Here is a 14,237-nt window from a genome sequence, read left to right as displayed (position 1 = left end):
ACATCTGTTGCTGTCGCTACGTTAACACTGCGCTTTCGCACAAAAAACATCTGTTGCTGTCGCTACGTTAACACTGCGCTTTCGCACAAAAAACATCTGTTGCTGTCGCTACGTTAACACTGCGCTTTCGCACAAAAAACATATGCAGGCCTAAACACAAAGCTGATTCCGCACGCAATTATGCCGAGGCATAATTGATTACATCAATTACAAGAAAGCTCCCTTGATCTACATATATTTAATTCATCACTTTACTTTGCAAAAGCTGAATTCTTTTTGCTAATTTTTGTTCCCAATCTTCCGCTAATGCATCAACTGCTTGTATACGTTTCATCGCAAGTGCATCTTTGTTTTTAAAATACACTTCATTGCAATGTAAAATTGAAATTCGTTCAGGGTGCTTTTCCACTAATTCAATTTTTGAATCTGCACAGATTGTCCCTTCTTCCAGTACACGAGCAAGGAAGCCTGTATAACCTGTTTCAATTAAACGTTTGAGTAATATGTTCGCCTCAGTATATTTATCAATCGTACTACAAGGTACACGTCCTTGGGTAACTTGGATGACAGCATCACCTATTTTATAAATATCACCAATGCAAATTTCCGCTTCCAACATATTCGTTACTGTTAAGTTTTCACCGAATGCTGCTGTCGGCAACGGTTTACCAAGTTCCTGTTCCCATTGTATGTAATGCTCCGCAGGATATAAACAAACGGCACGGTCAGGACCGCCATGATGTTTTTTATCTGCTACATCGTCCCCCTCAAATCCACGAACGGACAAATATACTTCTTGTACTTTTCGTTTTTCAATCCCTGTAATCATTGAGCGCCCATTACTATAATGCAACTCTTTCGGCATACCAATAGCAAGTGTGTGAATCATCGCTATATTTTTTTCCATTTCTGTCCCCCCTAAACTAAACAACTACATAGAGTCCTATTTATATTCATTAGTTTACTATACCTAACGCTTCGAAAGTATTATCCTTAAAGAAAGAATTTCAAGGTCTGTAATATATTGCAGCTTAATATCCTCTACTTTCCCAATCCCTAATTCCATAAAAACATACACTCATATACAAAAAAGAGTGGAATTTTCGGATACTTGAAGCACCACAAACCTTTCGGCACTCCATATCCGACCTCACACTCATCCCACACCTGAAGGATTGGGCTTTCCTGTTTGGAAAATCTGTAACAAAGCCTATTTTTTTTGCAACAAAACGAAAAATCATCGTAAGTTCTGAGAAGTGTTGCTACGATTAAAACAGAAAGGAGATCCACATGAAATTCAACTACATTTGGAAAAACAATCAATCATCTTCTGAAATTGAGATTATCAGTAATCCATCGAATAAAGAATTGCTTTCTACAATTGAGCAGCATTTTTTTCAATCTATAACATTAAGCGCAACAGATTTCAAAACAAATCGGCAGGTTATGATTGAACTCAATGACATCGAAGTAATTGAAGCATCTGGTCATTTTAGCAAAGTCTTTTTAATAGATGGTACAGAGCTATTGTTGAATAAGATTTTAAAAGAATTATCTTACTTGGAGTCTTTCGGATTGGTTAGAATCAATAATTCAATGATTTTGAATTTGAAGCAAATACGCTCATTTGCTTCGGGAAGTCACGCTAGATTGGAAGTTATTACAAAACAACAAAATAAGTATATTGTCAGTAGACATTATGCAAAATCTATTAAGGAGAAATTGATATGATAAAAGACTTAAAAAATAGCTTTTTATACGTTTCATTTTTGGGGTTGATTTGGATTGTTTTCTTAATTACTATTTTTAATCTTCACGAAGAAACAGTCAACTTTCTTTACATTTGGAATTTAATTGGTATTAGTGTTCTGATGGGGATTGTTTTTGGTATAGCTTATCCATATTTGTGGAATTACTCAACATTAAAAGTAACATCTAAAATTACTATTAGTACTTTTTTGAATTTCTTCTGTTGCTTAGGAAGTGTATATCTTTTTTCACTGAAAGCATTTGCAATTATCAAACCTTATTTATTGCTAATTTTAGTGATAACGTTGATTGGTCATATCATCGGATTTTATTTTTTCTCAAAATATGAAAATAAAAAAATAGCGGATAGTTTGAATAGATCGCTTGAAAATTAAGGAGACTGAAATGAACCTCAATACTAGCTTACAAGTACTATTAAACGATATTGCACAGAAACAAAAGAAGGGGCTGCCTTTTATAATGGCCTCAATATTTATTTGGGGAGTTATCACAATAATCGCGTTGCTGCCTTTAGATTTAATGATAAAAAATATTGGTATTTTATCTTGTGGTGCATTGCTGTTTCCTGTTTCAATTCTTTGTGCCAAAATATTAAATGTTGATTTATTTTATAAAGAAAATCCATTGATTAATGGACTATTGATTGCAACAAACAATCAAATTTTATATTTAATTATTTGTATTCTTCTATTACTTAAAGCACCTATGTGGGTCTTACCTGTATACGCAATTATTTACGGTGCACATTTATTACCGTATTCATTCTTTTATCAATCAAAAAATTATCGATATAGTTCAATATTTATTTGTATAGCTATTTTGATAAGTATAATTTTCTTCCATTTAAATGTTATTTTTGTCTCGTTAATCGTAGAAATTGGTGTGCTTTTCTTATTTTTAATGCTAAAAAAAGAAATTAAAAGCTAGTCTGAAAAAATCAGACTAGCTTTTTATTCGAAATCAAATAAGGGGATTATTCCCACTCGATAGTTGCAGGTGGCTTAGATGTAATATCGTACAGCACGCGGTTAACGTGTTTTACTTCGTTTACTAGGCGAACAGAGATTTTCTCTAATACATCCCAAGGAATGCGTGCCCAGTCAGAAGTCATACCGTCGATAGATGTTACCGCACGGATACCGATTGCGTAGTCATACGTACGCGCATCGCCCATTACGCCAACTGAACGGATGTCAGGTAATACCGTGAAGTATTGCCAGATGTCGCGATCAAGACCAGCTTTTGCGATTTCTTCACGTAAGATGAAATCAGATTCACGTACGATTTCTAGTTTTTCTTCTGTTACTTCACCAAGTACACGGATACCTAGACCTGGACCTGGGAATGGTTGACGCCAAACGATTTTTTCGTCAAGGCCAAGCTCTAATCCTAGTGCGCGCACTTCGTCTTTAAATAATGTGTTAAGTGGCTCAATTAATTTGAATTGCATGTCTTCTGGAAGACCACCAACATTATGGTGAGATTTAATAGTTTGTGCAGTTGATGTTCCAGATTCAATGATATCTGTGTAAAGCGTACCTTGTGCTAGGAAGTCCATTCCTTCAAGTTTAGCTGCTTCTTCATCGAATACGTAAATAAATTCGTTACCGATAATTTTACGTTTTTGTTCTGGGTCAGAAACGCCTGCAAGTTTATCCATGAAACGTTGACGTGCATCAATTTTAATAAGATTCATGTCGAAGTCTTCTGTGAATGTTTTCATAACTTGCTCAACTTCACCTTTACGGTTTAAGTTGTGGTCAACGAACATACAAGTTAGTTGGTCGCCAATTGCTTTATGAATTAGAACAGCAACAACTGATGAGTCTACACCGCCAGAAAGTGCACATAATACTTTTTTGTCGCCTACTATTTCGCGGATTTTTGCGATTTCAAGTTCAATGAAGTTAGCCATTGACCAATCGCCTTTTGCTCCACAAATGTCGAAGACGAACTGACGTAATAAGTCGTTACCGTATACAGAGTGACGTACTTCCGGGTGGAATTGTACTGCATATAGTTTACGTTCAACATTTGCCATTGCAGAGATCGGGCAAGCAGCACTTGTTGCGATTACTTCAAAACCAGCAGGAACTTCAGTTACATGGTCACCGTGGCTCATCCAAACGATTTGTTCAGTTGGTAAGTTACCGAATAACTTGTTTGAAGCTGTTACTTTAATTTCCGCTTTACCATATTCACGTGTTTCAGCACCTTCAACTTTACCACCTTGCGTATGTGCCATTAATTGCATACCATAGCAAATACCTAGGATTGGTAAGCCTAATTCGAAAATAGCTGGGTCTACATGGAAGGCATTTTCATCATAAACTGAGTTTGGACCACCTGAAAAAATAATACCTGTTGCGTTCATACCTTTAATTTCTTCTGCTGTAATCGTATGAGGATGTAACTCACTGAAAACACCAAACTCACGGATACGACGCGTAATCAATTGGTTAAATTGGCTACCGAAATCAAGAACGACGATTTTTTCTTGCTCTAATAAAGGGTTTGCTGACAATATTTCCACCTCTTCTACTATTTTTAAAGGACTTTTCATATGTTCAAAGAAAAACGCGTATGAAAGTAAAAACTTCCTACGCGTTCATAAGCTCTAATTTATAAAGGCGAATGCGTAGCAAAGAAAAGTGATTTACTAACCTTCTCACCTAACCAAAACATTCACCTTCATAGAGAAATCATTTACGGTGATTTCGTAGAAACATCCGAACCTTATTATCGAACTTATATGAAAGCAATCCTCATCATATATAATTTTTTTCATTTTACTCTTTGTACCCATCAAAATCAACTGATAGTGCGATTGATTAAATTTTCCCAACTTTCTTTCAGTTTCACAAAATCAACCTCTTGTTTATCTTTGCCATAAATATGTTGTTCATATACAGCAGTCAGTTTTTGCATCTCTTCCGTCTCTAGCGACTCATCTACTCTTGTAGCAAATGCACGTAATGTTTCGCCATCTTTTCGGCGTAATCCAATACGAGATAATTGCTTCGTTAAAACATGATATGAAGCATCAAAATTTGTCCAGTCCGCTTCTTTATTACGAAATGCTCGTACTTGCATTTTAGGTATCCACGTTTTACGTTGCATAAACAAAGCAATGCCACCGATGATCATCAAAATGCCTAGAGCAATCCATACATAAGTAAGCTTTTTCATCCATGTCCAAACAGAATCAAAACTAAACGACGTTGAGCTAGCTTTTTCTTTCTTCGGCTCTTGCTCTTCCTTCTTTGGTTGCTCTTGTTTTTTTTCTGGTTGCAGTACTTGCTCCTGCTGAGGAGTGTCTTGCTCAATATCATAATTGATATTGATATTTCTAGAAAATCCAATTGTCGGTTCAAACTCCATCCAGCCTGTTCCAGGTACATATGCTTCGACCCATGAGTGTGCATTATCATTTGTAATTTGATACTCCTGTAAACCATCTGTTATTCGACCTGGCTTGCCTGGTGCAAAGCCTTTCACCCAACGTGCGGGTATCCCCGCCGAACGTAGGAGGACAACCATTGATGTTGAGAAATTATCACAGTAGCCAATTTTAGTATCAAATAAAAACTGATCAACATAATCTTGACCCTCAGCCGGAATTGCTACTTCTTTTTTATCGTATCTAAAGCCATGAGATGAAAAATAACTTTCAACTGCTTTTATTTGATCATATACTGAAGCCTTATCGTGTGTGATTTCTTTCGCTAAATTCACGACACGTGGCGGAAGTGTATTTGGCAATTGTAAAAAACGGTTAAAGGAAGGATCTAATGTTTCTACTGTGGATGCTTTAGACATTTGAAGCTGCTTCATGCTATATTCTGGCTCACTATAAGAAATCGTATAGTTAGATAACAATTTCGATTCACCATTCTGTTGTTCTATTGCTATTTTTTCAGTGTGTTCATCCTGAATAAACAGCGGTGAATCTTGGGCAGAAACAGATATCATGCCATACGTTTGCAATAAAAATGGCATTGGAGTAGCAATGTCTATTTGAATTTGACGTTCTTTTTCTCGAGATCCAACTTGTAACGAAGTTTGGATAGGGCTATTAGTTTGGTAAACATTTTTACCAAAGTTCCCCTCCGAAAGAATCCAGCCCTTCGAAGTATAAGTATCCTTTGTATCTATACGCCAATAATGGCGATCACGAGAAGTTGCAGTAAAAATTAGTGTATTATCACCTTGAAACGGTCCTCCTAATCGGCTATCATCCTCGCTGTAACCAACTGTTTTTGCACCTGTTCCATAGCCCCCTTGCCCTGCAACCCCTTTAATAAAAGGCACTGGATCAGCCCAGGTCGGTCCTGTCTTAGGTAAAAAGAATGCCACTGAACTAACAAGCATTACCGAAACGATCATCGGAATAACCAGTTTCCACTTTCCTATTACATTGCTCGGTGCATCTGTTTGAAGCCATAAGCTTTTAACAAAAAGCAAGCCTGTCATTATTAATCCAAGTACAAGTACTTTAACAATTGCTACCTTTCCATCATAGTCACTAAACGTATCTAGTGTGGCAATAAAGAATACCGTTAACGCGAAGAAATAGAATATATTTTTCCGCACAGTTATCCAGTGATGAATTAGGTATATTAACATCCAAATAAGCGCAAGGAATAGCACCGTTCTAAATGTATCCGATACTTGTCCAAAATCGCCCGAAAGAATGGTCGTCATATTCCATTTCCATTCATGCATTAGAAATGGTATTGTCTGTCCTGAAAAAAAGGGACTTTCACTATAAACAAACACTATAAACCAAGTAATATAACTAAATTTCACTAATCCCGATAATAATGGATGTATTTGAAATAAGCTGAGTATCAATGCTAGACCGATAAACACTAAAAACAAATGAACCAAGCCTGTATTTGTCAGCTGCATTACAGGAATAAGCCATTCACGTAAAATCAGAAAAATTATTACGTATGCTATTGCTAATTCTATAAAATTTCCTAGTGATTTTTTCACGGCTTCATCACCTCCGTGAACAGATGGTAATAATCTGTTGGATTTACATGTACAACTTTAATTTGCCTATAACGCTTCGCCAACTCTGATTGCATAGGTGGCTGCTCTGCTACTACAAAACAAATACAGCTTTTCACCATATTGGCTAGAGAATAAAGTAATTCATCTGATACTTCACTCGTAACATATAGTAATGTTGCAACATGCTTAAACACTTGCTGCTCTCGTAATTGAAATTTGACCGTTTCAGCAGGTTTTATAGCAGCTAAATGATGCATTACTTGATCTAGCTGCTTATTACCTTGGATAATCGGAAAGACCTTCGTTTTCGAACCAGCTGAAACAAATGAAATATCTCCACGTTCTCCGACAATTGTTTGTAGCATCGAAGCTACAAGCTCAATTTTTTCTTCAAATAACGGAGATTTTCCAGCATGAAGTACCAACATTAACTCCTGCGATTGACGATCTTCAAATTCCTTAGATTGCAATGTTTGTGTTTTCGCAAATGATTTCCAGTGAATCCACGAAAAACGGTCACCTGGAACATACTCACGTAAGCCAACAGCCATGGATGTATCCTTAACAATTGAATAAGGTGACATCATTGTACCAACATCAAATTTTGTTTGAAGCGCGGCATACTTCATCTCACGTACTCTCGGGTAAACTAAAATGACTTGTTCCTTTTCTGCCGCAACTTTCTTTTTTGCCCAGCCAAAAAAATCACAGAAAACAATATTAACACCTAAGTAACGATGCTCGCCACGGGACATATTTTCCAACACGTAATCCCAGCTAAATTTTTTCCCGAAGCCAACGAACTTAATGCTATTCGTTCCTTGCACCCTCGATTGAACAAGGGCTTCACTGTTCACAAGTTCCTCCATCATCATATAAGCAAACGGAAAGCGTGTTTTTCGTTCCACCGTAATGGTAACCTTAGCAGATTGTCCACTCTCTACATGGGATGGCTCAATTTTGCGTTCCACTAGTAAAATATCTTCTTTCACCAGTAAGAAAATAAATGCGTATAACAAAAACGGACTAACTGTAAAAAACACAAACCAGCTGACAAACCCACCTTGGAACATGGCATAACAAAACGTTATGATCATTAACAAAGATACTAATAAGAAATGTTTACTTTTTTCTATTAAAGCTCGCCATTTCTTCATTGCTCAGCAAACCTCTTTGTCGGCACAGGTGTTTTCGCAATAATTCGCTCAATAATTTCCTCTGCCGTAACGTTATCGTAACGGGCATCTGGTTTTAATACTAGACGATGGCTAAAAACAAATGGTACTAAATATTGAACATCATCAGGTGTAACATAGCTACGCCCTTTTATAAATGCATAAGCTTGTGAAGCTTTCATTAAAGCAATCGTTGCGCGAGGACTTACGCCTAAATATATATAGCTATTTTCCCTTGTTTGAGTCGCTAGTTCGACCATATAGTTTTTGACCGAATCTTCAACATACACACCCTGTACAAGCTCCTGCAATTCATTTAATTGCGCAGCTGTTAGCACCGCTTCAATTTTTTCAATTGGTTTACCATGTTCAGCACGACGAAGTATTTCTACTTCTTGACCTCTTGAAGGATAGCCCATTTTTATTTTCAGTAAGAAACGATCCAGCTGTGCTTCTGGTAACGGATATGTTCCTTCATGCTCAATTGGATTTTGAGTGGCCATAACGAAAAATGGTTGATTGATTGTTAAGGTTTTACCATCAATCGTGACAGATGCTTCCTCCATCCCCTCAAGTAAAGCAGATTGTGTTTTTGGAGACGTACGGTTAATTTCATCAGCTAAAATGACATCCCCCATAATCGGACCAGGTCGAAACTCAAATTCCAACGTTTTTGGATTATAAATAGATACTCCTACAACATCAGACGGTAATAAATCAGGTGTAAATTGAATCCTTTTAAACTGTGCATCAAAGGATTTTGCCAGCGCTCGCACCATCATCGTTTTACCGACACCTGGTACGTCCTCAAGCAAGACATGCCCCCTTGCCAGCAAAGCTACTATGCTGAGCTCTGCAACCTCTCTTTTGCCTATCATTACTTTTTCTATATTTTCTAATACACCTTGTATTTGTGAATTCATAAATCAAAAAACCTCCTATTTCAATTCCAGCAATTATTTGAATTGCATGACAACTTCTTTAAGAATAACGAAATATGTTTAGTAACACAATTAGTATGAAACATTCATCTATTGCCTCATCCCTATAGCTCGAGCACTTAGCGAAAAAAATAATAATACTTCAGCATGAAAAAGAAGGCTTGTCTGAATACAATTCAAACAAACCTATCTTTTAGTATAACGTCATTACCTATCAAAATGTTACAGATTTAATTTTTTTAACCATAAATTCTCTAACGAAGATGAATTTTCTTGTAAAAGTATTTCCTCTAATTCACCAGAAAAAAGGATATTTCCTTCATGTAAAACTAACACATCGTCCGCTACTTCCTCCGCAAAAGCAAGCAAATGCGTAGAAAAAATTACAGTACAGCCCCTTGCTTTTTCCTCTAGCATCATTTTTTTCAGCTCCGCAATCCAAAAAGGATCAAGACCATTCGTAGGCTCATCTAAAATAAGCAAAGAACCCTCACCAAGCAAACTTTGAGCGAGATTAAGCCGTTGACGCATCCCCTTTGAGAAATGCTTCACTTTTTGTTTTCGAACATCCCATAAAGCTACGCGTCTCAGTACATCTTCCTGTTCCTTTTTGCTAATTTTCTTTAAAGAGGCAAGTAGCTGCAAAATTTCTGCCGCTGTTAACATAGACGGAAAGTCCACATCATCAGGCATATATCGAATAGCTTGTGGTTTATGCCATATTATTTCTCCAGATTTTTGCTTTTCTTGCCCAGTTAGCAGGCGAATTAAAGTACTCTTTCCAGCACCATTTCCTCCTACAAGCGCTAGAATACGCCCCGCCTGTAAAGAAAAGGAGGCTTCATGAAGACCTCTATTATTATCATAGATATTCGATAACTTCTTTGTTTCTAAAAGCATCATCTTCTTTCCCCTTTCTTTAAAAGCAAGCTAGTGTAAGCTAGCGGACATACTATCCAAAGCAATGTCACAGCTACGTAGACTGCGTAACCTAGTGGTGACGAATAAAACTGCGTTACTTTATAAAATGCAGGTCCGAGCACACTAGCCTGATCTGTAAAAATAAAGTAACCAAAGCGCAGCCACTCCACAGGATTAATATGTATCGCTATAATCGTCAGTTTTTGAAGAATATGCCCCGCCACGATCGTTCCAATAGCCATTAAAGCGTAAGAAATTAGCAATAAAAAAATGGACCAAAAGACAAGTGATAACGACAGTGCAAATAATCTTGTTTTTGCAAAAGCTCCTACGGCAATAGCCAATGACACAAAAATGAAGATACATAGCAAAGTTAGAATAATGAAAATAACTGGCAAACGCACTCCGCCAAGAAATCCACCAAGTGCTAAAATTACGCCAAATGCCACGACAACGACTAATAAAAAGGCAAGCACAGAGGCAATATACTTTCCTGCAATATACTGCGTACGCGTCATCGGATATGTCTTTAATAATGAAAACCAGCCTGATTCCACATCACCTGCGATACTCATACTACCGATCGTTAAAATAAACAGAGGCAATAAAAACAACAATACATTTAAAAACGAGGCTGTCTGTCTTGTAAAACCCTCTACATCTGGTAATGCCATTTGCTGTATAACAATGATAGCTGTAAAAACGAATGTGAAAAGTATGCCTACAAGTTGCATCCAACGACTTCTAAGCATTTGCTTTAATTCTAGTTTAATAAACATACTATACATCACTTATGGATCCCCCATTTAAAGTCATGTAAATCCTTATAGGCTAGCAGCTGACCTTCTCCCTCTTTAGTCATCCACTCCTGTGCCGCTTCCTTCGAATCAAGCGCAACTACCCCATAATTCATCTGAGTCCAATAATCCTTGTTGTATACATACACAGCGTTAAAAACGTCAATCCATTCATTTTTTGCTGCATCTTTAATAAAGGCTGCTCCAATCTCAGCTTCCCCATTCGCTTCTATATATTCCATTAGACAGCCGATATCATCAAAAATTTCATAATCACCATTCTTCAACGCAATCTGACCAGCATATGCATTGTGAACTATACTCATATTGCAAATTTTACAAACATCGGTTTCACTAACTATTTCACGAGGCTCATATGTTTTTTCACTACAGCCCATCAAAGCACCGCAACATAGCATTACAATCATCATCCATTTTTTCATTCTGTTATTCCTCTTTTCCATAGCCATAAACTACTTAATGTCAAGAATAAACCTACTAGCATTTGCACCACATTCATCTTGGCCTTCTCGTTCACATGCTTCATCGCCAATTTGGGAGTATTATCAACAAGCATATTCTTTTCAGTTTTATTAATTTGCTGATCCAGCGATGTCAATAAAATGACGCTCGGAGATGCCACGAAATATTGGTAAACAGGCTGGCGTACCATCCATTGACCAAAGCTCGACACAGCCACATATGGAATATCACCGATACCATTGTCTTTTAAGTCAATCCCTGAGTAATCATCATAATAATTATTTACTAGTCGAAAGCCTTGCTTATCGGAGCGCGCAGTTAAAATGTTACCTGTAAAGTTATTACTACTAGCCATTGTGTCGTCACTTACCTTTGTACCTTCAATGGCTGTTTGGTTCATCTGAAAATCATTTGTTTCAATTCGGATATTTGAACTTTTCTGCATTGCCACACCAGTTCGGTTATTTTTAATCGTGTTATGTTTAATTTTGGCTTGCTGTACATCATACAGCAGCATACCGTAGCCATTAAAATCAAAATGATTAGCTACTATATTATTCTCAAGGAATATATCTGTTGTCATCATAATCATAAGGCCAGTCACATTCTGAGCATATGTATTGAAAAGTGCTTCAACATCACTCGTATACATAAAGTGTGTACCGTAACGACTGCTCGTCACCTTATTACGTTGAACAACAATATGCTTTACCTCTTCTACATAAATTCCGTCCTGCACTTGCTCAACAGTATTGCCTTCGATGGTAATGTCCTCACTCTTATAAATAGCCACCCCATTACCTTTTTTGGAATAATGACCTTCGATACCAGTCACATTGATATCATGTATGTGTACATTTTTGGAAAGTTGTATATGGACACCTGTATGAACATCTTTAATTTGTAACTTACGTAACTCAAGTCCATCTACAGTACTGGCTACAATCGCTTTATTTTTCCCTGATAACGTTATATTTTCCACAGTGACATTAGCAGTGTTTTCAATTCGGAGTGTAGGGTTGCCTCTTTCGCCGATAAGTTCCGTTCCCTCTTCACCTTGTAGTGTTATCGGTTTTGTCACAATAAAATTACCTTGGTAACGACCAGCAGGAATATGAACGACCTCCCCAGGCTTTGCTACATTAATGGCTTCCTGTACATTAAAATCGGCGTGCACTGTCTGACTCATAAATAGAAAAAATAATAAGGCAAACCCTATTTTTTTCACCAATCCTTACCTCCCAGTTCAGCACGAAAAGACTAGAGGAATTTCCCCTAGTCCATTCGATTAATGACCATGACCATCAGGTTTCTTTTCTTCCATATGCATAGAATCAGATTCACCTTTGGCTTCTTTTTCAGCTTTTTCTTTCATTTTCTTATTACGACGCTCTAATGCATCGTCTTTAATTTTTTGTAATTCCTCTACATGTGCAGTTGGATTGTCAGCGATATATTTGTCTGCATCAGCTTTATCTTTGAAATAAATATATCCCCAATTCATCGGAGATTTTAGGTCGGTTTTAACGATCGTTGCATCTTCAACCTTTACCCAATCTTTTGTGATATGATCACGTACAAATTTTTCGTTCTTTTCATTATTTGCAACCTCGGCATTTACTAAACAACCTATGTCATCATAAAAGGCAATTGTCCCATCCTCTTTTATTGCTTGAGTAGAGAATTCACCCATATCTTCGTCTTTCAAATACACTTTCATATTACACATTTCACACATTGTACCTTCTTTTGGTTCTTGTAAACGCGGATCCACTAAAGAAGCGACTTGTGTAGTTTTATCCTTTGCTTCTGCTTCACTTGTTGTAACATCTTGCTTAGACTCTTCTTTCTTAACTTGATCTTTTTCTGTACCACACGCCGCGAGTAAAAGTAATGCTGCAAATGCAGGTAACCATATTTTTTTCACAATTGCTTCCCCCATTATTTCGTTTTTTCTGTTTCTATTACATACTTTACAGGTAAGTTGTGAAATAAGTTAAAAATCGCTGTGAAGTATTGGAAAAATTACCTTGAATATTCATTGAACATCTTGACTTCAAATATTTTGAATAAAAAATATATTATTTCCATTTTCTACAACTTATATTCAGGATTAATTAAGGTCCTATTAATAGCTCTTCGGCACAACAAGGGGTTGATTTCCGTTCCGACTGGGCGCTTTGCCGCTGACGCTTCGCTTTCGCGCAGAGCAGAGCTTCCTGGGGGCGTCCGATGAGCCGCTTCACTCGCGTTGCTCGCTCCAGGGTCTCGGGCCAACAGATGTTTTTTTCGCGAAAGCGTAGTGCTAACGAAGCCACAGCAACAAGATGTTTTTTGTGCGAAGCGTAGTGCTAACGAAGCGAAACAACAAATGATTTCTTGGTCTACAGGAAAAGGTATAGCTTGAAACGGAAATCATACTCATTTAAAGTCTAAAAAAACTCTCTACATCCAGAATGATGTAGAGAGTTTGATTTACGATGTTATATAGAAGAACGGTAACTATTGAGAAGCTTCTTTTGCTTGCTGACAAGACTTAACTTAACGGCAGTTTCATTTAATTCATTGCGTATTTGTAAATTGTAAGCACTGTCCACATAACTAGCTGCTATATTATTAGGACGTTGCTGCTGAATTTGTCTAGTTTTACCGATATTCTTTTTATCTTTATTCTTTTGCAGACTATTTTTAAACTGTCGTTTCGGATTTTGTCCAAAATTATGACTTAAATCCCCAGCATGTAAATACTGTTGTTCGTTACGAAATATACTACTAGTCGTCGAACTTACTCTAGAAGTCCTCATATATAATTACCCTCCTTTACTTTTTATCAACTTTGTAGGTATATATATCGACATTATATGCTTGAACTTAATAATACAGAACCAAATTGCTTAAAAAAAATAGAAAAGAGCTATAAGAAAAAATATTTTCCACTTTTTCTCATAACTCTTTTCCTAAATATTACTCATAGCGTGGGGTTGATTTCCGTTCCGGCTGGGCGCTTTGTTGCTGACGCTTCGCTTTCGCACAGAGCAAAGCTTCCTGGGGGCGTACGATGAGCCGCTTGGGCCAACACGATGTTGGTCACGAAGGCGTTATCACAGGATGTGATGCTTTTAGCCTTCGTT

At 37.1% G+C, this 14,237-nt stretch carries 14 protein-coding genes and 1 riboswitch; of the genes, 3 read left to right on the top strand and 11 right to left on the bottom strand.

Annotation, left to right across the window (positions count from 1 at the left end):
- Window positions 1-238 precede the first annotated feature (238 nt).
- Window positions 239-907: an MOSC domain-containing protein gene (locus ACIQ7T_RS25290; RefSeq protein ID WP_402874600.1), complete on the bottom strand. Its 669-nt coding sequence runs from the start codon at window positions 905-907 to the stop codon at window positions 239-241.
- A gap of 383 nt (window positions 908-1,290) precedes the next feature.
- Here ACIQ7T_RS25290 and ACIQ7T_RS25285 point away from each other — a divergent pair, with 383 nt between their 5' ends.
- The 3 genes from ACIQ7T_RS25285 to ACIQ7T_RS25275 are packed head-to-tail and all read left to right on the top strand — an operon-like array spanning window position 1,291 to window position 2,697.
- Window positions 1,291-1,731, top strand: coding sequence for a LytTR family DNA-binding domain-containing protein (locus tag ACIQ7T_RS25285; protein WP_370082934.1), 441 nt, complete (start codon window positions 1,291-1,293; stop codon window positions 1,729-1,731).
- A complete protein-coding gene (locus ACIQ7T_RS25280; RefSeq protein WP_402874597.1) occupies window positions 1,728-2,144 on the top strand; it encodes a hypothetical protein in 417 nt (138 codons plus the stop codon). Before ACIQ7T_RS25285 ends, ACIQ7T_RS25280 begins: the two co-directional genes overlap by 4 nt.
- A 10-nt stretch (window positions 2,145-2,154) precedes the next feature.
- Window positions 2,155-2,697 carry a DUF7010 family protein gene (locus ACIQ7T_RS25275; protein WP_402874594.1) on the top strand — a complete coding sequence of 181 codons (543 nt, stop codon included), beginning with the start codon at window positions 2,155-2,157 and terminating at the stop codon, window positions 2,695-2,697.
- 46 nt (window positions 2,698-2,743) lie between these two features.
- On the opposite strand, the gene guaA is transcribed toward ACIQ7T_RS25275, so the two are convergent.
- The 10 genes from guaA to ACIQ7T_RS25225 all read right to left on the bottom strand — a co-directional run bounded on the left by guaA (window position 2,744) and on the right by ACIQ7T_RS25225 (window position 13,910).
- Window positions 2,744-4,333, bottom strand: a complete 1,590-nt coding sequence (gene guaA, locus ACIQ7T_RS25270) for a glutamine-hydrolyzing GMP synthase (RefSeq protein WP_402874591.1) — start codon at window positions 4,331-4,333, stop codon at window positions 2,744-2,746.
- Window positions 4,334-4,444: 111 nt separating this feature from the next.
- Window positions 4,445-4,546: riboswitch (purine riboswitch) on the bottom strand.
- Between the two features lie 35 nt (window positions 4,547-4,581).
- Complete coding sequence (locus tag ACIQ7T_RS25265; protein ID WP_402874588.1) at window positions 4,582-6,768, bottom strand: transglutaminase TgpA family protein; 2,187 nt, start codon at window positions 6,766-6,768, stop codon at window positions 4,582-4,584.
- Complete coding sequence (locus tag ACIQ7T_RS25260) at window positions 6,765-7,946, bottom strand: DUF58 domain-containing protein (RefSeq protein ID WP_402874586.1); 1,182 nt, start codon at window positions 7,944-7,946, stop codon at window positions 6,765-6,767. Before ACIQ7T_RS25260 ends, ACIQ7T_RS25265 begins: the two co-directional genes overlap by 4 nt.
- Complete coding sequence (locus ACIQ7T_RS25255; protein ID WP_370082946.1) at window positions 7,943-8,887, bottom strand: AAA family ATPase; 945 nt, start codon at window positions 8,885-8,887, stop codon at window positions 7,943-7,945. Before ACIQ7T_RS25255 ends, ACIQ7T_RS25260 begins: the two co-directional genes overlap by 4 nt.
- 240 nt (window positions 8,888-9,127) lie before the next feature.
- Window positions 9,128-9,808: an ABC transporter ATP-binding protein gene (locus ACIQ7T_RS25250; protein ID WP_370082948.1), complete on the bottom strand. Its 681-nt coding sequence runs from the start codon at window positions 9,806-9,808 to the stop codon at window positions 9,128-9,130.
- Window positions 9,805-10,614: an ABC transporter permease gene (locus ACIQ7T_RS25245; RefSeq protein ID WP_370082993.1), complete on the bottom strand. Its 810-nt coding sequence runs from the start codon at window positions 10,612-10,614 to the stop codon at window positions 9,805-9,807. The genes ACIQ7T_RS25250 and ACIQ7T_RS25245 overlap by 4 nt, the downstream gene beginning before the upstream one ends.
- Entirely contained in the window at window positions 10,614-11,066 is a 453-nt protein-coding gene (locus tag ACIQ7T_RS25240; RefSeq protein ID WP_402874581.1) for a nitrous oxide reductase accessory protein NosL, read from the bottom strand. Before ACIQ7T_RS25240 ends, ACIQ7T_RS25245 begins: the two co-directional genes overlap by 1 nt.
- Window positions 11,063-12,334: a right-handed parallel beta-helix repeat-containing protein gene (locus tag ACIQ7T_RS25235; RefSeq protein WP_370082952.1), complete on the bottom strand. Its 1,272-nt coding sequence runs from the start codon at window positions 12,332-12,334 to the stop codon at window positions 11,063-11,065. Before ACIQ7T_RS25235 ends, ACIQ7T_RS25240 begins: the two co-directional genes overlap by 4 nt.
- 60 nt (window positions 12,335-12,394) lie before the next feature.
- Window positions 12,395-13,033 (bottom strand): nitrous oxide reductase accessory protein NosL, encoded by a 639-nt coding sequence (locus ACIQ7T_RS25230; RefSeq protein WP_370082954.1) that lies wholly within the window; start codon window positions 13,031-13,033, stop codon window positions 12,395-12,397.
- Between the two features lie 556 nt (window positions 13,034-13,589).
- Window positions 13,590-13,910, bottom strand: coding sequence for an NAD synthetase (locus tag ACIQ7T_RS25225; protein WP_370082956.1), 321 nt, complete (start codon window positions 13,908-13,910; stop codon window positions 13,590-13,592).
- Window positions 13,911-14,237: the final 327 nt, after the last annotated feature.

Origin of the sequence: Lysinibacillus sp. NPDC096212, from assembly GCF_044763105.1 — a bacterium.
GTDB lineage: Bacteria > Bacillota > Bacilli > Bacillales_A > Planococcaceae > Lysinibacillus.
The sequence above is the reverse complement of the archived record's forward strand: the minus strand, read 5'-3'. Positions and strand labels throughout refer to the sequence as shown.

Excerpts from the sequence above, each read along its gene's own strand:
- ACIQ7T_RS25290 (WP_402874600.1), bottom strand. The coding sequence starts at position 907 with ATGGAAAAAAATATAGCGATGATTCACACACTTGCTATTGGTATGCCG.
- ACIQ7T_RS25285 (WP_370082934.1), top strand. The coding sequence starts at position 1,291 with ATGAAATTCAACTACATTTGGAAAAACAATCAATCATCTTCTGAAATT.
- ACIQ7T_RS25280 (WP_402874597.1), top strand. The coding sequence starts at position 1,728 with ATGATAAAAGACTTAAAAAATAGCTTTTTATACGTTTCATTTTTGGGG.
- ACIQ7T_RS25275 (WP_402874594.1), top strand. The coding sequence starts at position 2,155 with ATGAACCTCAATACTAGCTTACAAGTACTATTAAACGATATTGCACAG.
- guaA (WP_402874591.1), bottom strand. The coding sequence starts at position 4,333 with ATGAAAAGTCCTTTAAAAATAGTAGAAGAGGTGGAAATATTGTCAGCA.
- ACIQ7T_RS25260 (WP_402874586.1), bottom strand. The coding sequence starts at position 7,946 with ATGAAGAAATGGCGAGCTTTAATAGAAAAAAGTAAACATTTCTTATTA.
- ACIQ7T_RS25255 (WP_370082946.1), bottom strand. The coding sequence starts at position 8,887 with ATGAATTCACAAATACAAGGTGTATTAGAAAATATAGAAAAAGTAATG.
- ACIQ7T_RS25250 (WP_370082948.1), bottom strand. The coding sequence starts at position 9,808 with ATGATGCTTTTAGAAACAAAGAAGTTATCGAATATCTATGATAATAAT.
- ACIQ7T_RS25245 (WP_370082993.1), bottom strand. The coding sequence starts at position 10,614 with ATGTATAGTATGTTTATTAAACTAGAATTAAAGCAAATGCTTAGAAGT.
- ACIQ7T_RS25240 (WP_402874581.1), bottom strand. The coding sequence starts at position 11,066 with ATGAAAAAATGGATGATGATTGTAATGCTATGTTGCGGTGCTTTGATG.
- ACIQ7T_RS25225 (WP_370082956.1), bottom strand. The coding sequence starts at position 13,910 with ATGAGGACTTCTAGAGTAAGTTCGACGACTAGTAGTATATTTCGTAAC.